Here is a 21,022-nt window from a genome sequence, read left to right on the forward strand (position 1 = left end):
CTTCTTAGGAAGAGGTTTTTCTTTATCCAAAGGAGGATCCAAGCTGGTGGAAGATAAGAAAGCAAAAATCAGAGAAACATGGTTGAATGACCGTTTGGACTTATATTTATACGCCAAGAAAATTGGAGACCAAGATTGGCAAAATGATCTATTGAAACAATTGCATGAAGCGGAAACATCGATAACCAAGGCCATTCAGGCTGATATGGAATATCATTTGTGGGATGAATTCGACCGGATCAACAAACAGCTGCTGACTATTTATCAACAGTTACAAAAAGAAGAACGTCAATTTGAAATAGAACAATTAAAAGAGAAAGCATGGCAGTTAAAAAATGCCCGTATTAAAATATCAAAGCAAATTGGGGAACTGGGGTAGCCCAAAATATAAATTTAAGTATTGGTGAATAATAAAATCATAACTTAAGAAAGGTGTGATTTTATTGGTTAAACTGTTCATAAATGCAACGGCCGCCATCCTTTTGTCGGCGATGATGCTTAGCGTGGCCCCGGTGCAAGCCAAAGAGACGAATCATCCTGGGAAGTCCCCAACCCAGCTGACAGAACAACAGAAAAAGGAAATATCAGCACTGCATCAGGAGATGCTGGAGAAACGGAAAGAAATTATCAAGAAATATGTTGAATTTGGTGTGATACCGCAAGAAAAAGGGGACAAAATCATTAAACACTTAGAAAAGCGCCAGAGCAAAATGGCGCAAAACGGTTTTATCCCTAAATGGCATAAGCATCATCATTGCCGATAGATAGAGGGCCAGGACTGGGACTATATACCCAGTCCTGGCCCCTTTTAAAGGAAATAGATGGAATGATGGCGAATACATATATTGAAGGATGCAGTTTCAGGTTTATAAAAGGGGGAAAAGTTTTGAAGACATTTTATACCGAAAAATTAGACTTCCGGAATTCAGAAGTCATTGAGAAAGAATTTAAGATTTTGTTGGATGCGAAAATTGACTCAGCTGAAGAGCTGGAGAACTGGCTTCGGCAGCAATCAAAGCTGTATGATGCCCTGCAGGAAGGATTGAACGGCCATTATATTCAATTTCAATGCCAAAGTGACAGCGAAAATGCTAAGGCGGCTTACGAGCATGACCAGCAGAGTATTCAGCCGTTATTTAAGAAGTATAAAGCATTATTGGATGAAAAATTTTATCAATCACCATACAGGCTAGAGCTTGATCAGAGCTATTATGGCCTGTTAAATCAGCGAATAAAAAATGCCATGGATCTTTTCAGACAGGAGAACATTGCGCTTGAAATTAAGGAGGACCGGCTGAGTACGAATTATTTTGAGCATACCGGAAGTTTGACCGTTGAATGGGAAGGGAAAGAAAAGCCGCTGAGTCAGATTTATCCCTATCTCCAAGATAGCGATCGTTCTATTCGCCAAAAGGCGATGACAGCGATTTTTGAAAAAATGGAAACGAAATCTGATCAGCTGCAGACCATTTTAAGTGAACTGATTCAAATCCGGCAGAAGAAGGCCGAAAACGCGGGGTTAGCCAATTTTAGAGATTATATGTTCAAGAAATATGAAAGATTTGATTACACACCGGAAGATTGCAAGGAATTGGCAGAATCCGTACGTAAATATGTTGTTCCCTTAAAAGAAGAGATTGAAAGAAAGCAGAAAGAGCGGCTGAATGTTGATACATATCGGCCATGGGACATGAGAGGCGTCCCCGCTGACAAAAAACCATTAAAACCTTTTGAAAACGTCGATAGGCTAATAACGGGTGTGGCAGCCATTTTTGGGAACCTGGATCCCCGGTTTGCAGGCCTTCTTGGGGCTATGAATGACAAAGGGATGTTGGATTTGGAAAGCCGAAAAGGAAAAGCGCCTGGCGGATTTTGTGAGTCACTCCCACTGTCAGGCCACTCTTTTATTTTTATGAATGCCGCGGGCACACAATATGATGTGGCAACTCTGCTTCATGAAATGGGCCACTGTATCCATGATTATTTGAAAAAGGATATCATACCAAGTCAGTATAAGGACATTCCTATGGAATCAGCAGAACTCGCCAGTATGTCAATGGAATTAATGACAATGGATCGCTGGGATGAGTTTTACAGTAACCCGGAAGAATTGATCCAAGCCAAGAAGGATCAACTTGAAGACATTATCCGCTTCTTGCCTCATGGTGTGATCATTGATCAGTTCCAGCATTGGCTTTATGAACATCCGGAACATACCGCAACAGAGAGAAGCCAGAAGTATAAAGAGTTAACCGAACGCTTTGATTCAAGTTTTACCGATTGGTCGGGCTATGAGGATTGGATGGCAAATCACTGGCAGGCTGTTCTGCACATTTTTGAAGTGCCTTTTTATTATATTGAATACGTAATAGCTCAGCTCGGTGCCGTTCAGATGTATAAACAATACAAGGAAAATCCTGAACAAGCCGTTGAAAACTACAAAAAGGCTTTGAGTCTCGGAAGCACAAAATCATTGACTGAAGTCTATGAGGCAGCAGGGATCCGCTTTGACTTTTCGGGAGATACAATAAAGGAATTAATGGCTTTTGTGGCACAAGAGCTGGATGAACTGGAAAACTAGATAATGGGGGCGGGGTATATGGAAGATACAAAATTACTTATGATAACCGCGAGGGATGGCTTCAGTCCGCAAGTCGGCAGGTTGGTATCAATGATGAATTATGCCAGGTTTACAACCTTGCAAATGGTGGAAGGGCTAAGTGTTGAAGAGCTCGATTTCTTGCTTGATGATGCGGGGAACACAATCGGGATGCTGCTTGCGCATATGGCTGCGGTTGAAAGAGCTTATCAGATCTTGACCTTCGAGAAACGGGATCTAAATGACGATGATGAAAAGGAAATTGGATTGCCTCTGTTTTTAGGTCAAAAGGCAAGAGAAGAGATTAAAGGAAAAGAGCTGGATTATTATTTGCAAAAATTGGAGGCTGTCAGGGAAAAGACTTTGGCAGGTTTCAAAGAACGTGACGATGACTGGCTTGAAGAAATGACCCCGTTCTGGGAAGATCTCCCCGCCAACAACTATTTCAAATGGTTCCATGTCTTTGAAGATGAGATTAATCATCGGGGCCAAATAAGATGGATATGCAAAAGGCTGCCTAATTTAGAAGGAAAAGTCTCCGCGGAAGTATCGGAATAAAAAAGGAAGAGGATCATCAAATGAAGAATGGTAGAAGGCACTCGTGTTTGGTGTCTTCTTTTAGTTAACAATAAAAAGATTATGTAAAGTGGATAAGCATGTGGCATAATTGGGAAAAGCCTTGGCAAGAGAGTTTCCGTCAAGCGTGGTTATCGTATTGCAGCGGCTCAGTTCCTATCGGGGCAGTTATTGTTAACGGTAAAGGGGAGGAGATGATATTTTGGAGAAAAACAATAACTTTCCGCGTAATTCCTAGTGAGTGCGTATAAATCCCCAGACGAATTCAATAAAGAATTTAATTTTGATTAATGATTGGATTGCAGACGGCATATATATGACCTATGGACAAGGATAGGTGATATGATGCCAAAGCAATCCCTTTTAAAAGGAACACTGATTTTAACAATATCGTCGCTGTTTATAAAAATCATAGGATTTGTGAATGGTATCGTCATGTCGAGGACGCTTGGCTCTGAAGGCATTGGCCTAATTATGATGGCGATGCCTGGCATCGGCTTAATTTTAACTTTAACAACATTAGGTCTGCCGGTTGCGATTTCCAAGGTCGTAGCGGAATTGGACTCAAAAAATGATCACCGCGGTATTGTGAAAACGATGACGATTTCACTGACGCTTACGACGGCGTTAAGTGTCTTGTTATCGATCGCCGCATTTTTCGGATCAAAAATCTATGCTTCTTACTTTCTCACGGACCAACGGGCTTATTATGCTCTGATCGCTTTCATTCCCATGATCCCGATTATCGGTATTGCTGCCGTAATTAAGGGGTATTTTCGCGGCAAACAGAACATGACACCGATCGCTGTGTCCGATGTTGTGGAACAGATCATTCATGCGGCACTGCTTTACACTGTGATGATGCATTTAATGCCTTACGGGGTTAAAATAGCCGCTGTCGGCGCGATTTTGTGCAGCATTACAGGTGAAGCTGTATCACTGTTATATCTATTATTCCGTATTAATAGGGAGAAAATAAAAAAGCAGGAAAGGAAGAAGCCATTTTCCCAATCCAACGAAAAAGGAAAGGGTATTTTTCTGGATTTATTAAGGACAGGCATTCCGACAACGACGAACGAGTTTATCCACTCTGTGATAAATATCTTTGAGCCAGTCATAATTACCCAAAGCCTGGCAGTATCAGGGGTTGCAAGTAGTGTGGCAACCAAACAATACGGTGAGTTGTTGGGGTATGCGTTTCCGCTGTTATTCCTGCCTACTTTTATTCTTCATTCGCTTTCAATATCGCTGGTTCCGTCTGTAAGTGAAGCGAATGCAAAGAACAATACGGCCGTTATTCACCGCCAAATCAATCAAGCTTTGCGGCTTGCCTTAATTGTCGGGGTACCGTGGACCATTATCGCCTACTTGTTTGCGACCAACCTGACAACTGTCATTTATCATTCGCCTGAGGCGGGTGTTTACTTGAAAATAATGGCGCCGTTTTTCCTATTGCATTATTTCCAAATCCCCTTGGAATCGATCCTTATCGGGCTAGGGAAGGCCAATATTGCCCTTATCAATGATGTTTTGCCGACCATTGTGTCGCTTGCCTCAATCTATTGGCTCGCATCAAATCCGGAACTAGGAATAAAAGGTGTTGCCCTGGCCTTTAGCGCCAGCGTCATACTCGGGACAGCTTTGAACTTTCTAACCGTCTCTAAGCTGGTTGGTTTTAATCTCTATATCTCTGATTTGGTTAAAGTGATTTTGGCAGGGATTGTTATGGGCTTCGGAGCCATAACATCTTACCAATATTTCGGCGGTCAATACAGCAGTCCGTATCTGCCTTTAATTCTGACGTTGTCAATTTCATTAATGATCTATCTTCTTCTTTTGTACAGTTTTAGGGTTCTTAATTTTAAGAGAGTCTAGCTAGAAGCCTCCCGCAATTTCCGCCTTAGTTCCTTTAATTCGCTTTCAATATTATCAAGAACTTTTTCAGTCGGTTTGGCGTTGCCGCCGACTGATTGGAGTTTTTCAATATCACTTTGCACACGTACATAATCAGCCTTTAAGTCCGTGATCCGCTGTTCGATTTCTTCTCTTTTCATAGCTATCACCTCAGGAATTGTATTTTCTTCTATTTTAGCGAAAATGGGCGTCATACCCCAATGATATGCTGATCCCCATTACTTTCCTCCCCAATCTGCATATGTAAATCCAGGCATGTTGAATTTTAAAGAACATTGTTGACAAAATCTTTGGATGATTTAATAATATAAGTATGTTCTAATAATGAAAATCGTTTCCGTATAACGGAAAAACAAAGGAGATGACTAAATGTTTACACACGTTATTGTAAAAAAGTTGGGAAAAAGCTTTGTCAATGGATTAACCACTGCTAATTTAGGAAAGCCGGATTATGATAAAGCAGTTAAACAGCATGCAGCGTATGTCAATGCACTCAAAACATGCGGGGTAGAAGTGGTGGAGCTGGAAGCCGATGAGTGTTATCCTGATTCAACATTTGTTGAGGATACAGCTATCGTCACAGAAAAATGCGCCATTATTACAAATCCCGGGGCCGAAAGCAGGAACGGTGAAATTAAAAACATGGAAGGTGTATTAGAAACATTTTATGAAGAGCTTGAACATATCCAAGGCTCTGGAACACTAGATGGAGGCGATGTGCTTCAAGTAAATGATCATTTTTATATTGGGCTTTCCGATCGAACGAACAAGGACGGCGCATTACAGCTCAAGAACATTTTGGAGAAATACGGCTATAAAGCAGACATTGTTCCGCTGAAGGCATTTTTCCATTTGAAAACAGGTATTGCTTACTTAGATAATCAGAATTTGGTTGTTGCTGGTGAATTTGTCGACCATGAATTATTTAAAGGCTTTGAGAAAATAGTTGTCGATGATGATGAGGAATACGCTGCGAACTGCATTTATGTTAATGGCAACGTCATTATTCCAAAAGGCTTTGAAAAAGCAAAGGAAAAAATGATTGCTAAAGGCTACCCAGTGATTGAACTGGAAATGTCTGAATTTCAAAAGGTGGATGGCGGTTTGAGCTGTCTTTCCTTGCGGATGAAAAGATGAGCGGCCCCGATAAGGAACCGAACGGGCTAAAGCGGACCATGAAAAGCAGGCATATGTTCATGATTGCACTGGGAGGGGTGATCGGCAGCGGCCTCTTCCTGAGCACTGGTCTGACGCTTAATCAGGCGGGCCCCGGTGGTGCTGTGCTTGCTTATCTTATCGGCGGATTGACGATGTATCTCGTCATGCTCTGCCTTGGGGAACTATCTGTTGTTATGCCTGTAGCCGGGTCTTTTCAAATGTATGCTGCTAAGTTCATCGGTCCGGCAACTGGGTTTATGATTGGATGGATGTACTGGTTTAGTTGGGCGCTCACTGTCGGACTTGAGCTGACGTCGGCGGGGATCCTTATGCAGCGCTGGCTGCCCAACAGTCCTGTTTGGGTTTGGGTGATTGTTTTTGGATGTTTACTTTTCTTTTTGAACTCACTCTCAGCCAAAAGCTTTGGTGAATCAGAATTTTGGACAGCTGGCGTGAAGGTGATCGCCATTGTGCTGTTTATTATTCTTGGGGGAGCGGCGATGTTTGGGCTGATTGATATGAAAGGGGAAGCGTCAACACCATTATTTTCGCACTTTGTTGATGATGGCGGACTGTTTCCTAACGGTATCACGGCAGTTTTACTTACGATGATTGCTGTTAATTTTTCATTTCAAGGAACTGAACTGATCGGTATTACAGCCGGTGAGAGTGAAAATCCTGGTGAAACGATTCCAAAGGCGATTAAGAATACCGGCTGGCGTATTATCATTTTCTACGTCCTAACTGTTGTTATCTTGGCGAGCCTGATACCGTGGAAGCAAGCCGGAGCACTTGAAAGCCCATTTGTAACAGTCCTTGATAAAATTGGTGTTCCTTTCGCTGCAGACATCATGAACTTTGTCATATTGACAGCCATGTTATCGGTGGCAAACTCCGCATTGTATGCCACTACAAGGATGCTGTGGTCTCTTTCCAGCCAAAGTATGGCTAGTCCGATATTCAAAAAGTTAAAGCGCAATGGTGTCCCATTTAATGCTTTAATAGCCAGTTTGGCAGTAGCTGGACTGTCATTATTATCCAGTGTGTTTGCTGCTGATACAGTATATGCTTGGCTTCTCTCCGCTTCCGGGGTGACAGCTGTTATCGTTTGGATTTCTATCAGTGCCTCCCAGTTCTTTTTTAGAAGGCGCTTCGTTGCGGAGGGAGGCAAGCTTGAGGATTTAAAATTTAGGACCCCATTGTATCCTTTGGTCCCAATTCTAGGCTTTACATTAAATTCAATCGTTGTCATTAGTCTGGCTTTTATTCCAGACCAGCGTATCGTTTTGTACTGTGGCTTGCCAATTATCGCCTTTTGTTATCTCTACTATCATTTTAGAGTGAAAAAGGTAATAGAGAAGAAAAACGGGGAGCAATCAATGGGGATGTGATGAAGGGGGAGTTGACATGTACAATTGTCTAAAAGGAAAATCATTGCGGGAGCAGATTGAATATTTAACGAAAAGGTTAGTTGAAGTGCCAAGTGTGAATAGGACAGAAGGAGAAGCAGTCATTGCCGAAGAAATAAAGCAATGGATCGCCTCGTTTCCTTATTTCCATTCACGCCCAGGACAGCTCTGGGAACAGGCTATACGGAATGACCCCCTAGGGAGAAAAAATGTTTTTGCTCTAATAGAAGGTAAAGATCATTCCTCAAAAACGGTAGTTTATCATGCTCATATCGATACAGTTGATATCAAAGATTTTGGAGCAATGGAGGACATCGCTTTTAACCCTGATGCTCTGCTTGACTTTTTCAAGGGTTACCAAGCTGATCCAAAATTACAGGCTGAGGCACAGTCTGGTGAGTGGCTATTCGGCCGCGGCGCGTTGGATATGCAAAGCGGTGCAGCAGTTCATTTGGCTAATCTCCTTTACTTCTCCGAGCACTTAGATGAACTTTCGGGGAATTTGCTCGTCATGTTCAATCCAGATGAGGAGACCCAGCATCAAGGGATCATTGCGGCGATTTCAGAGTTAAAAAGATTGCAAGATGAATATGGTTATGATTATATTGCCGCGATTAACGATGATTTTACCAGTCCGCTCCATGAAAATGATCAGACTCGTTATATATATACCGGCGCGGCGGGAAAGCTGCTGCCTTCATTTTATATATATGGGCGTGAAACACATGTGGGTGAGACGTTGAAAGGCATTGATGCCACGCTTATTTCTTCCGAACTGAACGGCCGGATCAACAATAACATGGCTTTGGTAGACAACATTAGGGATGAAGTCATTATGCCGCCATCTTGTCTACACCAAAGGGATGGAAAAGCTGCTTATAATGTACAGACACCTTTTAAGAGTTGCCTATATTTTAACTATTTTTTGTATGAGGACAGCCCAAAAGATGTCATTGAAAAGCTTAAGCGGGTAGCTATTGATGCTTGCCTTTCGGTTGAAGAGAAACTGGAACAGAATTATAAAGTCTATTTGGAACGAAGCGGCGAACCAAAGTCTGATCTCTCGTGGCACATTGAAGTCAATACATTGGAGGAGTATGTGGACGAATTAGATGCAAAGGGTATTAACGTCCAACAGGTGATCGAAGCGGCGGTTAGAAAATCTGAGGGGCTTGAGCTCCGGGATCGGGCCTTTCAGATCGTTGAGGCGCTTCAACAGCAGGATTTTGAGAAAAAACCCCGAGTTATTCTATTTTTTGCGCCGCCGCATTTGCCGCACAGCTATTTAAGGACAGATCAAGAGCGTGACAGCCTTCTATATCACGCTGTCCAGAGTATTGCTGATCATTTTAATAACAATCTAAATGACGATCTTGCTGTTAAACGCTTCTTCCCGTTTTTATCTGACAGCAGCTATCTTGCGCTCTATGAGACAGATGAGGAGCTGGATGCTCTGATCCGCAATTTCTCGGGATGGCAATCACTTTATTCGCTGCCGGTCAAAGAAATCCGCGCCCTCGGCATTCCGTCCATTAATCTTGGTGTGTATGGAAAGGACGCTCATAAATGGACCGAACGTGTACACAAGCCTTATTCTTTTGAGACATTGCCCCGTATGATCAGGATGCTGACTTGCCTGATTTTGGAGGGTCAGGCTCAATTGCATCAGGAGCCTTTTCCAAATAAAATAATTTAAAATCAAAGGTGCTGGGACAAAACTAAAAGAGTTCATTCATATGCCGAACAATAAAATTGAAAAGTATAATAGCAAATGCGAAGCGTAGTCAAAATACGAAAGACTCCTACGGGAACAGCACGTGTCCGAAGCCCCCGCAAGAAAGCGGTTTTTGCTTTCTGAGGAGGCTAAGGCCGTGCCCGTGGAAAGCGAAGTATTTTGACGGAGCGCTTCGTTGTTTTTTTATTTATAAATGAAAATCCGAACTATTCAGATAGGATGAATGAGTTCGGGGTTTTTCTATGAGTAAAAAACTTTCTGTTTCTGCCTCTTTTATATGCCATTCCTGACTTAAAGGTTATATGTCTTCCTTTTTAAGAACGGTATTGTCCAGCAGGGTGCTGTCTTTTCTTCGTGTATACTTAAAGTAGTAAAACAAATAACATGCAGCCAGAAACCCGAATCCATAGTAAAGAGATGTGCGTTGTGTCGGATCAAAAGCAAGGAAGACAAATGTTGATAAACAAATCAGGATACAGAGAATCGGCACCAAAGGGAAGAAGGGAACCGCAAACTTTAATTCGCTCACTTTCCCGCCCTTTTTAATATATTGTTTGCGGAATTTATATTGTGTAATGGCAATAGCCATCCAAGTGAGTGTTCCCGCCATGCCGCTGACAGAAAGGAGAACGACAAACAGCGTATCAGCTGCTACAACGCTAGTAAGTAAAGATAATAATGCGAAGGCAAGCGTTATGCATAACGCGTATAATGGAACCCCTCTTCTTGACAGTTTAGTAAGAAAAGCTGGGGCCATGCCATCCAACGAGAGGGACCTGAGAATTCTGGTGCTGGCAAACAGACCGGAATTCCCTACAGAAAGAACAGCGGTTAAGATGATAAAATTCATGATATCAGCGGCATATGGAATTCCTACCATGTCAAAGACTGTAACGAACGGACTTTCCAACACGCCAGCCGTTTTCCAAGGGATGACAGCTGATAAAACCACAATGGCTAATACATAAAAGAGCAATACTCGGAAGACCAGCGTTTTGATCGCTCTTGGAATATTTTTTTCCGGATCTTCTGTTTCTCCCGCTGCGATCCCCATGATTTCAGAGCCTTGAAAAGAATAGACGACTGTCATCATCGTAAGAAAGACGGCACTAATCCCTTTAGGAAAAAGACCTCCGTGTCCCGTCAGGTTTGACAAAAACGGTGCGGGTTTTCCGTCCATGTTAACGACGCCAAATATAGCCAAACCACCCACGATAATGAACACGATAACAGCTAGAACTTTAATGCCCGCAAACCAGTATTCGGTTTCGGCAAAGCCTCTTGTTGTCAGTGCATTCAAGGTGAACAACAGAATGATAAATACCGCACACCATATCCAAATAGGGGTATGGGGGAACCACCTTTTCATGAGCATGCCAGCCGCGGTAAACTCTAATCCCACCGTCGTGACCCAGCTCATCCAATATAGCCATCCTATTGCAAAACCTGTTGCCGGACCAATGTATTTTGCCGCGTGGGCTTGGAAGGATCCTGATACCGGCATGACGACTGAAAGCTCACCTAAGCAAACCATAGCGAGATACATTAAGAGACCGCCCACGAGATAAGCCACAACAGCACCGCCCGGTCCCGCCTCACCCACCGTAAAACCTGCTCCCAAAAAAAGGCCTGTGCCTATCACACCTCCCAGTGAGAGCATAAATAGGTGCCGGCTTTTCATTGAACGCTGTAATTGTATGTTATTATTTCGTTCAGATGCCATTAGTTTTCACCTATCCTTCATACAATTAATAGAGAGCGCTTTCAAAAACTTGGTTCTTGCGAATGGATCTCAATATATTCTTAGGGAATTACTTTTGCAAGGCATACGTTTCCAGTAATTTTTTTTGCATTAGCAAGTGAAAATGATGGACACAGTTTTCAGTTAATGAAAATCTCCCTTGGGTGTATGCACCTGTTTCCAGACCTTTTTGCACCTCTTCACAAATGTCACGGTCTTCCCGCCGAACGTGTTGATCAATGGCCAGCAGGTCTTCCTCTTCTTTACTCATTGTTTCGTTCATCAGGAAGGTTGTGTAAATATATTTAGTTGTTTTATGATCAATCGGAACGGATTTATGGATTGAAAGATTTGCCGGTCCAGGATCAAAGGACAGCCACATATTAGGGTATAGCCAGTAATAGCGCCCGCCTTTGCCTAACTTGTAATTGCTGTCAATTTCACCTTTCAGCGGGACCCCTTGATAGATATAGTTATCAAAAATAGTCACCTCATAATCATCCATATTGACCTGTTGTACTAATGATTTATGTACAAGAGGGCAGTGATCACACTCAAGATAGTTATCAATGCCTACTTTCCAGTTAGACTTACAAACGGTTTCCACTACTTTAACCTTTTTTAAATTTTCTAGATGAAATTTAGTTAGACTTTCGAAAAGGCCGCCAAAAGTACTTGACATGGGCTCGGCTTGCGGATCCAAGTTAACGAATATAAGCGATTCATTAATCTCAAGCCTTACTGTTTTTAAACAAAAATCATCATGGTTAAAGCTGTTCACGCCGGACATATTCGGCGCTCTATTAAGGCTGCCGTCGAGATGATATGTCCAAGCATGATATGGGCATGTAATGATGCTTTTATTTCCTTCACCTTCAAGCAATTTGGATGCACGGTGGCTGCAGACATTATAAAAAGCCCTTATCTCTCCATCTTTTGCGTGAGTAATGATAAGCGGCTTCCCCACAACCTCTGTTGTAAAATAATCTCCCTTTTGTCCGACTTGACTGATGTGTCCGACATACTGCCATGTTTTACTAAAGATTTCCTTGTTTTCAAATTCAAGAACTTCGGGATCAGTATAGAGCCAGCTGGGTAATGTGTGGGCCTCACTCAAATTCTCGCTCACTCTTAAATCTGAATATTGCATGCCTCATTCCTCCTCTTGAATTGTTCAATTTCTCTAATTGGGCTACTGTAAATTAATTATACAGTCAAAATAATCTGAAATATATAGTTACTTTAAACAAAATAAATTCGAAAAGATCCAAGAAGGTTTGTTTCATTTGCCTATTTTAAAAGTGATTTTTAAAAAAAGAAGGTAAAAATTTTTCCTGTGTCTAAATTACATAATAATGAAGAAGGGACGGGGACGGTAAAATGAGGATTTTGGAATATATTGCTCAGGATATCGCTGACAAAACACACGCCATTTTAGGTTGTCCGATAAGCATAACCGATAAAGAAGGGTATATTATTGGCTCAACTGATCGTAGCAGGCTGGGTATTTTTCATCGGCCGTCTTTAGAAGTGTTAAAGAAGAACAAGATGGTGAATTGCAAATTGCAAGAGGGGAATGACATCCTCCCAGGTGTTTCTGTTCCGCTTTTGTTTAATAACAAACCGATTGGTGTCGTTGGCATCGTCGGTGACCCGCAAGAAATGAGTAAGTACGTTCAACTTGTTAAAAGCCAGGTTGAAATGATGTGCCAAGAAGCATTTAAAACAGAAATGTTAGAGTTGGAATCGAAAATGATTGAAGTTATGGTTAAGCAAATTATCCACTGTAAGCAAGGTGAAACCACCGATCATATTTTACAATACGCAAAGTTATTAGATTATAATCTTGAATCCGAATATACGTGCATGCTGATCGATATTGAATGTCTTTTTATTCAAGAAGACAAGGCGACAGGGAATAAAGAAAAGCTTCCTCAACAACATTTACAAAGAGATGTGGTCGACTTTATGAATTTGATTTTTCGGGATTCGAAGGACGATATTATCAGCCTCATCAATCCTGATCGGTTCATTGTAATAAAGGCGAAAACCTCGGAAAAAAATCAGTCATCCTTTATTCGATCATTGAAAGCAAAACAGCAAAAGTTTAATGGCTTTCTTGCTTCAAAACATCACTTTTCTTCAGCTATTTCCGTTGGGGATACAAAGAAGGGGATAAGCGGGATTTCCGAATCATATCATAACGCGGCAAAAGCTATGAAGGCAGGGAAGAAATCAGGTCAAGTTCCGAGAATTTTCTTGTATAATGATCGTGATATGACGTTGAAATTACTTCCAATGGAACTCATCACAGAGGGGCTCAAAAACAAAATACTAAATATAGTAACGCCTCTGATCGAACAAGACCAGAATCACGTTTTATCATCCACTTTTATTTCTTATTGTAAATGCAATATGAATTTAAGCAAAACAGCGAGGACCATTCATGTGCATCGAAACACGATTATTTACCGGCTTGAAAAAATCTGTGAACTGACAGCGCTTGAAACAAGCAATTTCGAACATTGCATGCTGCTATACACAGCCATTAAATATTATGATGACATGAATAGTTGATTTTTTTAACCTCGCGTAACGTTTGATGCCATTTTTTCGTTTTTATAGATAACGGTAAAATTTTTAAGCAAGGAGGAAAGTCACATGGAGCGATCCGTTAACCAAAAGTCTCCGCTTATAATTGAAAATGGCTTTGATAAATCAGTTAAGCCATATTTTAATCAATTAAAAAAGTATTGTCTGTCCCTCACAAATTCCAAGTGGGACGGGGAAGATTTGTTTCAGGATACACTTATGAAAGCATTCAAAAAATGGGATCAGCAGCCGCGGGATATTTCCAAGGCATATTTGTTCCGTATTGCGTCAAACACATGGATTGACAACCACCGGAAGCACGCGCCAGAAATTGATGCCTATGCCGATTTGTTAACCATACCCGGTGATAAATCAATGGACAAAGCAGCTATTGAAGAAGCGATGAGCATTTTATTGAAAAAATTGACTCCGAAACAACGTGTTGTCCTTTTATTGACTGAGGCTTTTAACTATACCCATCAGGAAATTGCAGAAATGATTGACTGCAAAGAGGGAGCGGTCAGGGCCGCATTGCACCGCGCCCGCAAAAAACTTAAATTTATAGATGATAAGGATGCCTGGGATTTTGAATGTCAAGAGGATGCGAGAACGTATGCACAAGTGTTCTACAGCGGTGCACCTGAAGGTTTCGCGAAGCTTTATAGAGAGGAAACAACGGTTATGGGAAGCAGGACAAAAACCATGGGTTCATTGGAAAAAACTTCTCTCTCAACAATCCTTATCAAAAATGTTGCCGGCACGCATGCTTCTTATTGCTTGGTCCCTATTCCAATGGCAAATGGTGAAACGATGTATATGCCGTTTTACCAAACAGAAATTAATGCCTTACTAGCTTGGCTTGAAGAAAATGATGCGCATCCTAACGCAGCTTAAGGAGTGATCACATGTCAAATGTTATACCTTACGTGATTGAACAGACAAATCGCGGTGAACGGTCATATGATATTTATTCGCGCCTGCTTAAGGACAGGGTTGTTTTCCTTGGAACAGAAATCGAGGATAACATGGCTAATACGATTGTTGCCCAGCTTCTGTTTCTGACGGCGGAAGATCCGGAGAAGGATATTTCTCTCTATATTAACAGTCCCGGCGGGTCGGTATCAGCAGGGCTCGCCATTTACGACACGATGCAGTATATTAAGCCTGACGTTCAGACGATCTGTACAGGGCTTGCCGCATCCATGGCCGCTGTACTCTTGACGGCAGGCGCGAAGGGAAAAAGGCTGGCGCTTCCTAATAGTGAAGTGATGATTCACCAGCCGCATGGCGGAGCCAAGGGTCAGGCAACAGATATCGAAATCAGCGCCCGCCGCATTTTGCGTATGAGAAGAAAAACTAATGAAATTATTGCTGAAACATCCGGACAGCCGATCGAGAAAGTTGAAAAGGATACAGACCGGGATTTCTTCATGACAGCTGACGAAGCCAAAGAATACGGTGTGATTGATAAAATTGTGACAAGGATCGGTGAGTAAATGAGGCTTCTCATACTTGGCGGAACGCTCTTTCTCGGGCGCCATATCGTAGATAGCGCACTTGATAAGGGTCATCGGGTGACATTGTTCAATAGAGGGAAGCAAAATCCGGAGCTCTTCCCTGATGTTGAAAAGCTGCAAGGCGACCGCGATGGCAATCTTGAGTCGCTTAAAGAACGAAAGTGGCATAGTACAATAGGCATCAGATAAAATATCAATTATTTACAGCGTACCAGTCCTATAGGGACTGGCACGCTGTTTTTTAATCGTTAAGGAACTATAAAAAGGTCGCCTTGCGGACAACTTATTGTGGTTTCAGATAAATCATCAATTATTTGTATAAATAATGATGATTTCTAGAAAAATTAGAGTTAATTTTTATAATAGCCGTTTATTTTCTTCTACCCGAATAGCGAGTAATCCGGCATCTCAGCAGTATTCGCCTCAACCGCCACCGCCGCAGATGCTTCCCCTAAGGAAGCAAATTCTTCACAAAAAGGGAAGTTCATCCGATATTTGCTAAACATGTGTTTTATACTCCTGATTTAATGTCTAAAATCCTTCCGTTCTAAAAATCAAGATTTATGAAATTCATTGAATTATAAAATCTGTCATATTTAATGGACTCATTAAGTAAATTATCATGAGGTTAATTTGTAACCCTTACTAACTAAATGATCTCCCGAAGGAGAAGGTCAATTTATGAAAAAAGCCGATGCTGCTTACATCAAAAAAATCAACCGTAAAATTGTATTAGATTGTATTAGGGAAAATGGCCCCGTTTCACGTTCACAAATTTCAAATTTGGCTTCCATAAGCAAGCCGACCGTATCGTGTCTTGTTGATGGATTATTAAAGGAAGGCTGGATTCTGGAAGGCGAGGCCGGCGGCTCTTCAATCCATGGCGGCCGAAAGCCGATTTATCTGCGGATTAATGAAACAGCCGCCTACATTATTGGTGTTGATATAGGAGGCACCAAGGTCGCTTCAGGGATTACAGATTTGTCGGGAAAGGTCCTAACATGGCGCTGGTTTAAGACAAGCGAACCTCAAAATGGCCAAATATTAAACCGTTTACAACATGATGTATCATCAATGATCGCTGAACTGAAGATTCCTGAGGATAAAATTATGGGAATGGGCATAGGCAATCCCGGCATCACGGATGTGGAGAAGGGCATTGTTAAGGAAGCACCGACATTGGGATGGGTTAATTACCCTGTAAAAGCGGCGGCAGAGGCCATTTTTGACTTTCCGGTATTCGTGGATAACGATGTGAATGCGGGTGTATTAGGGGAGCAATGGATAGGCGCTGGCAGGGGCAAAAGGAACATAATCTATTTGGCAATAGGGACTGGAATAGGAAGCGGCATTATTCTAAACGGTGAGTTATACAGAGGAACCAACTGTGGTGCCGGGGAAATCGGCTATATGGTCACAGATAAAAAAGATGCTGAACACTTCAATCCTATCTTTAAGGGTTTTGGTTATTTAGAGAGCGTTGCGGGTGGATCCTTTATTGGGAAAAAAGCCGGCAGTATTTTCAGTAAAGACCTGACGGGAAAAGATGTTTTTCAATTAGCGGGAAAAGGAGAACGGGCAGCCAGACGGATTGTTGATCAAGCAACTGAACACCTTGCTTTTGCAATAGTTAATGTGGCAGCTTTGTTTGATCCTGAATTGGTCATTTTAGGAGGTGGTGTGGCACAATCGCTTGGCGAATGGATCGAAAGGATAAGAGAAACTGTAAAAAAATATGCACCAAATCATCCGGAAATTAATATGACATCTTTTGGAGAAGAAGCGGGAATTATTGGCGCAGTTTCACTTTTTCTTAAAGAACATGATTCCATCATAACATTCTAGAACGCGAGGGGGAATTGACCATTGAAATGGCGAGCTTCAGGTTTAATGATTGCTATTACCTTGATGATCAGCCTGCTTTTGTCTGGCTGCTCATCAAACGGTAATGCGGGAGGATCTGGTCAAAAGGAAAAAGGGCCGGATGGCAAAAAATTAGAGGACACACTTGTTGTCTACTCACCGCATGGCAAAGATATTTTGGGGGATTTTGAGAAGCAATTTGAGAGCAAATATCACGTGGACATGAAATTTCTTGATATGGGGTCGCAAGAAGTTCTGGATCGAATCCGATCTGAAAAAAATAATCCTCAAGCAGATATTTGGTGGGGAGCGCCGTCTGAGTTATTTTCTCAAGCGAAAGATGACGGTCTTCTCGAGAAGTATAAACCAAGTTATGCCGGTGCTCTGGATGGTATGTTTCACGATTCTGATTGGTACTGGACGGGAACATTTAAAACACCTGAAGTGATCATGTATAACACGAAAGAAGTCTCGAAAAAAGGGGCTCCAAAAGATTGGGATGAGCTGCTCGATCCCAAGTGGAAGGATAAAATCATCATCCGTTACCCCCTAGCTTCCGGCACCATGCGGACCATATTTTCAGCCATGATTTATCGCACTTATAAAGATACCAAGAGCCCGAAAAAAGGATACGAATGGCTTAAAAAGCTTGATGCCAACACAAAGAAATACGCTGCTAATCCGGAAATGATGTATAACAATGTTGCCAAAGGGGTAGGGCCGATTTCTGTATGGGATATGCCTGACGTCGTCATGTTGAAAGAACAGAAAGGGTATCCATTCGATTACGTTATACCAAAGAGCGGAACGCCTGTCTTAACAGATGGGATTGCCATTGTGAAAAACGCGCCTCATTTGGAGGCAGCAAAGGCTTTCTATGAATTTGTCAATACAAAAGCTTCTTTAAAAAAATTAGCTGAAAAATATTATCGCATTCCAACGCGCAGTGATATCAACCAACTGCCCCGCTGGATTGACGAAGCTGACATTAAGCCAATGGACATTGATTGGAAGGTCTTTAAGGAAAAGTCGAACAAATGGATGGAACATTGGGATCAGCAAATCAAAAGTAAATCAAAGAGCAAAGAATAAGAATGATTGATTAAGGAGTTGTTCTCCATGTCTTCCGTATCTTTAGAAGCTGTCCAAAAAACATTCGGCAAGACTACAGCAGTCAATGACCTGAACCTCACCATTCATGAAGGGGAATTCTTCACGTTTCTCGGTCCAAGCGGTTGCGGGAAAACAACGACTTTAAGAATGATTGCTGGATTCTATTACCCTACCATTGGGACAGTGCGTTTCAATGACAAAGATATGACAACCGTCCCGCCGGAAAAAAGAAATACAGGGATGGTCTTTCAAAACTATGCGCTGTTTCCCCATATGACTGTTTTTGAAAATGTTGCCTTTGGATTAAAAGTGCGGCGCTTGCCCCGGGCAGATATTAGAAAAAGGGTTATAAGCGTTTTGTCGAAAGTGAGATTGGGTCATTATAGTGATCGGCAAGTCAGTCAATTAAGCGGCGGTCAGCAGCAACGCGTGGCATTAGCCAGGGCACTTGTTGTTGAGCCGGAGATATTGCTTCTGGATGAACCATTGAGTAATTTGGATGCCCGCTTGCGAGATGACATGAGAAGCGAGATTTTGCGATTACAAAGAGAATTCGGGATCACGACCATTTATGTAACCCATGATCAGGTCGAAGCATTATCCATGAGCGACCGTATTGCCGTCTTTAACTTTGGCGTCTGTCAGCAAGTCGCCACACCAGAAGAAATATATAATAAACCGGCCAATGACTTTGTGGCCCAATTTATTGGAGAAACGAATGTGATGCCTGCTTCCTTAATATATAAAGACGAACATCATGCTGTTTTTAAATTGGAACCTGCTGGGCAAAAAATTAAAGTCAAAAAGACAAACTGTCATATCTCCCAGGATAAAGGTCACCTTGCATTATCCATTCGTCCTGAAGGTGTTAACATCCTCAAACAGCATTGTGAAGGGGACAATATCTTTAAAGGAAAAGTTGTCTTCATTCAATTTACTGGGGCATTATTTCACACACACATTAAAATCGATAAACACCTTATCATCCGTGCAACACAATTAAATACGGAGGCTAATATTTCTTTTAATACGGGTGATGATGTTTGGGTTCATTTGCCTCAGGAAAATGTAAGGGTTGTACCAAAGATTGAGGTGACCGCAAATGCGTAACCCCGAAAAGAGAAAGACAGTCTATTTGCTTATCCCAATTGCGGTCATTCTCATTGGGTATGTCCTGTACCCGGCGCTATCTACTCTTTTTGAAAGCTTTCAAAATAAAGGCGCTGTAACGATTGCCAACTATACCGATTTTTTCAGTGCCAAGACATCTTCTAATTTAATAGCACTATGGCATTCTGTGTATATTTCAATTTTGTCTGTCATTATCAGTGCCATTATTGGCATGACGCTTGCTTTCATTTTTAATAAGTATAATTTTCCAGGGAGAAAACTTTTCTCAGGGATCGCGATCATGCCCATTGTCCTTCCTTCCCTTGTTGGTGTGATGGCCTTTATGTTTTTGTATGGTGAGGCGGGGCTCGTTCCTAATGCGATAAAGGATCTTTTTCATTTAAAGGATATCCCTTTTAAAATTGGGGGAATAACTGGCATTCTGATTGTGCACGCCTACACCATGTACCCTTATTTTTATATGACGGTATCGTCCGCCCTTAATAATATTGACCCTTCCCTTGAAGAGGCAGCCTATAATCTAGGGGCCGGCAGGTGGCGTGTATTTTGGGAAGTGACATTTCCGCTGTTAACACCGGCTCTCATCGCAGCCTCTTTACTCGTTTTTATGGTGTCAATGGCATCCTTCAGTGCGCCTTTTTTATTAGCTGGAGGTTACCGAGTGCTCAGCCTGCAAATTTATTTTTCCAAAATGAATGGCAATCTTGATATGGCCGCCACTCAATCGATCATATTATCCGTTGTGTCGATTGCCTTCCTCTTATTTATGCGCTGGTTTCAAAATCGCAAGGACTATCGCATGGCAAATAAAGGCATAGGCGCACATCAGAGTGAAGTCAATCATCCGTTTATGAAAATAGTGATGGTAACCATAGGTGCCATTGGCATGGTTATTTTGCTCTTGCCGCATGCAACGATTTTAATGATGTCACTTGTTCCGCAAGGGGCCTGGACTTGGCAAACATACCCGACCAAATTTAACTTCGAGAATTTTGTCTTATTGTTTCAAGATCCCGAAATTCTGCATCCGTTAAAAAATAGTTTAGTCATTTCATTCATTGCTGTTTTAGGAGATTTTATTTTTGGGATGATCACGTCGTATGTTCTAGTGAAAAGAAAGTTTATAGGCAAAAATCTGCTGGATATATTAGTCATGATTCCATGGGCACTGCCCGCCACTGTCGTGGGTATGAACCTTATTTTAGCCTTTAACCATGCTTCAGTCTTTTCGCTGGGCAAAATATTGGTAGGGACGTTTTGGATCTTGCCATTAGCCTATTTCATCCGTTTTATACCACTCGTTGTTCGCTCGACCAATGCTGTTTTGGAGCAACTGGATGATTCCATTGAGGAGGCGGCACGCAGTCTTGGAGCAAAATGGTTTTATACCTTTCGCAGGATTGTCATGCCGTTAATCTTGCCCGGCGTGCTTGGAGGGACGCTGCTGGCATTCGTTCAGGCTGTTGGCGAGTTTCCGACATCTGTATTGCTTTATACATTAGATAATCGTCCGATATCAATCGAAATCATGAATCAGCTCAGGATGTTTAATACCGGTCAAGCGGCAGCTTACGGGATGATACAAGTTGTTCTTATTGCTGTTGTCCTTTTTATTTCTAACAAATATCTAGGTGTTAAATCAGAGAATACCCTGTAACAAAATGAAGGAGTGGT

General features: G+C 41.9%; 19 protein-coding genes and 1 pseudogene. 16 read left to right on the forward strand and 4 right to left on the reverse strand.

Features of this window, described 5'->3' with window-relative positions:
* Positions 1 to 46 precede the first annotated feature (46 nt).
* From EV207_RS04115 to spoVB, 5 genes are all read left to right on the forward strand, one after another.
* On the forward strand, positions 47 to 379 hold the full coding sequence (locus tag EV207_RS04115; RefSeq protein WP_132743926.1) for a hypothetical protein: 333 nt from the start codon (positions 47 to 49) through the stop codon (positions 377 to 379).
* Between the two features lie 64 nt (positions 380 to 443).
* Complete coding sequence (locus EV207_RS04120) at positions 444 to 764, forward strand: YckD family protein (RefSeq protein WP_243646933.1); 321 nt, start codon at positions 444 to 446, stop codon at positions 762 to 764.
* Between the two features lie 122 nt (positions 765 to 886).
* Positions 887 to 2,581 carry a M3 family oligoendopeptidase gene (locus tag EV207_RS04125; protein WP_243646934.1) on the forward strand — a complete coding sequence of 565 codons (1,695 nt, stop codon included), beginning with the start codon at positions 887 to 889 and terminating at the stop codon, positions 2,579 to 2,581.
* Positions 2,582 to 2,599: 18 nt separating this feature from the next.
* On the forward strand, positions 2,600 to 3,157 hold the full coding sequence (locus EV207_RS04130; protein ID WP_132743928.1) for a DinB family protein: 558 nt from the start codon (positions 2,600 to 2,602) through the stop codon (positions 3,155 to 3,157).
* Positions 3,158 to 3,517: 360 nt separating this feature from the next.
* The gene (gene spoVB, locus EV207_RS04135) at positions 3,518 to 5,050 is read left to right on the forward strand and encodes a stage V sporulation protein B (RefSeq protein ID WP_132743930.1); all 1,533 of its coding nucleotides are present in this window, start codon (positions 3,518 to 3,520) and stop codon (positions 5,048 to 5,050) included.
* On the opposite strand, the gene EV207_RS04140 is transcribed toward spoVB, so the two are convergent.
* Positions 5,047 to 5,229, reverse strand: a complete 183-nt coding sequence (locus tag EV207_RS04140) for an SE1832 family protein (protein ID WP_132743932.1) — start codon at positions 5,227 to 5,229, stop codon at positions 5,047 to 5,049. The genes spoVB and EV207_RS04140 overlap by 4 nt on opposite strands.
* A gap of 229 nt (positions 5,230 to 5,458) precedes the next feature.
* Here EV207_RS04140 and EV207_RS04145 point away from each other — a divergent pair, with 229 nt between their 5' ends.
* Genes EV207_RS04145 through EV207_RS04155 form a run of 3 tightly spaced genes read left to right on the forward strand, consistent with a single transcriptional unit; the run spans position 5,459 to position 9,352 of the window.
* Positions 5,459 to 6,226, forward strand: a complete 768-nt coding sequence (locus tag EV207_RS04145) for a dimethylarginine dimethylaminohydrolase family protein (protein ID WP_132743934.1) — start codon at positions 5,459 to 5,461, stop codon at positions 6,224 to 6,226.
* Complete coding sequence (locus tag EV207_RS04150) at positions 6,223 to 7,638, forward strand: amino acid permease (RefSeq protein WP_132743936.1); 1,416 nt, start codon at positions 6,223 to 6,225, stop codon at positions 7,636 to 7,638. Before EV207_RS04145 ends, EV207_RS04150 begins: the two co-directional genes overlap by 4 nt.
* A gap of 16 nt (positions 7,639 to 7,654) precedes the next feature.
* On the forward strand, positions 7,655 to 9,352 hold the full coding sequence (locus EV207_RS04155) for a M20/M25/M40 family metallo-hydrolase (protein WP_132743938.1): 1,698 nt from the start codon (positions 7,655 to 7,657) through the stop codon (positions 9,350 to 9,352).
* A gap of 337 nt (positions 9,353 to 9,689) precedes the next feature.
* Here the strand turns inward: EV207_RS04155 and EV207_RS04160 are convergent, their stop codons facing one another.
* Positions 9,690 to 11,114: an amino acid permease gene (locus EV207_RS04160; protein WP_132743940.1), complete on the reverse strand. Its 1,425-nt coding sequence runs from the start codon at positions 11,112 to 11,114 to the stop codon at positions 9,690 to 9,692.
* A gap of 88 nt (positions 11,115 to 11,202) precedes the next feature.
* Positions 11,203 to 12,282, reverse strand: coding sequence for an aromatic ring-hydroxylating oxygenase subunit alpha (locus EV207_RS04165; protein WP_132743942.1), 1,080 nt, complete (start codon positions 12,280 to 12,282; stop codon positions 11,203 to 11,205).
* Between the two features lie 230 nt (positions 12,283 to 12,512).
* Between EV207_RS04165 and EV207_RS04170 the strand changes: the two genes are divergently transcribed.
* From EV207_RS04170 to EV207_RS04185, 4 genes and pseudogenes are all read left to right on the forward strand, one after another.
* On the forward strand, positions 12,513 to 13,709 hold the full coding sequence (locus EV207_RS04170) for a CdaR family transcriptional regulator (RefSeq protein WP_132743944.1): 1,197 nt from the start codon (positions 12,513 to 12,515) through the stop codon (positions 13,707 to 13,709).
* An 84-nt stretch (positions 13,710 to 13,793) separates the two neighbouring features.
* A complete protein-coding gene (locus EV207_RS04175) occupies positions 13,794 to 14,618 on the forward strand; it encodes an RNA polymerase sigma factor (protein WP_132743946.1) in 825 nt (274 codons plus the stop codon).
* Positions 14,619 to 14,629: 11 nt separating this feature from the next.
* A complete protein-coding gene (gene clpP, locus EV207_RS04180; protein ID WP_132743948.1) occupies positions 14,630 to 15,220 on the forward strand; it encodes an ATP-dependent Clp endopeptidase proteolytic subunit ClpP in 591 nt (196 codons plus the stop codon).
* Positions 15,221 to 15,406 (forward strand): annotated as a pseudogene (locus EV207_RS04185) (NAD-dependent epimerase/dehydratase family protein); the annotation flags it as partial. It abuts the gene before it with no gap.
* Between the two features lie 215 nt (positions 15,407 to 15,621).
* Here EV207_RS04185 and EV207_RS23655 read toward each other — a convergent pair.
* On the reverse strand, positions 15,622 to 15,747 hold the full coding sequence (locus EV207_RS23655; RefSeq protein WP_279389165.1) for a hypothetical protein: 126 nt from the start codon (positions 15,745 to 15,747) through the stop codon (positions 15,622 to 15,624).
* 175 nt (positions 15,748 to 15,922) lie between these two features.
* On the opposite strand from EV207_RS23655, the gene EV207_RS04190 reads away from it, so the two are divergent.
* The 4 genes from EV207_RS04190 to EV207_RS04205 are packed head-to-tail and all read left to right on the forward strand — an operon-like array spanning position 15,923 to position 21,005.
* Positions 15,923 to 17,086: an ROK family transcriptional regulator gene (locus EV207_RS04190; protein WP_132743951.1), complete on the forward strand. Its 1,164-nt coding sequence runs from the start codon at positions 15,923 to 15,925 to the stop codon at positions 17,084 to 17,086.
* A 21-nt stretch (positions 17,087 to 17,107) separates the two neighbouring features.
* A complete protein-coding gene (locus tag EV207_RS04195; RefSeq protein WP_243646935.1) occupies positions 17,108 to 18,196 on the forward strand; it encodes an extracellular solute-binding protein in 1,089 nt (362 codons plus the stop codon).
* Positions 18,197 to 18,223: 27 nt separating this feature from the next.
* On the forward strand, positions 18,224 to 19,327 hold the full coding sequence (locus tag EV207_RS04200; RefSeq protein WP_132743953.1) for an ABC transporter ATP-binding protein: 1,104 nt from the start codon (positions 18,224 to 18,226) through the stop codon (positions 19,325 to 19,327).
* Positions 19,320 to 21,005: an ABC transporter permease gene (locus EV207_RS04205; RefSeq protein WP_132743955.1), complete on the forward strand. Its 1,686-nt coding sequence runs from the start codon at positions 19,320 to 19,322 to the stop codon at positions 21,003 to 21,005. Before EV207_RS04200 ends, EV207_RS04205 begins: the two co-directional genes overlap by 8 nt.
* The last annotated feature ends 17 nt before the right edge of the window (positions 21,006 to 21,022 follow it).

The organism is Scopulibacillus darangshiensis (assembly GCF_004341035.1).
GTDB classification, from domain to species: domain Bacteria; phylum Bacillota; class Bacilli; order Bacillales; family Sporolactobacillaceae; genus Scopulibacillus; species Scopulibacillus darangshiensis.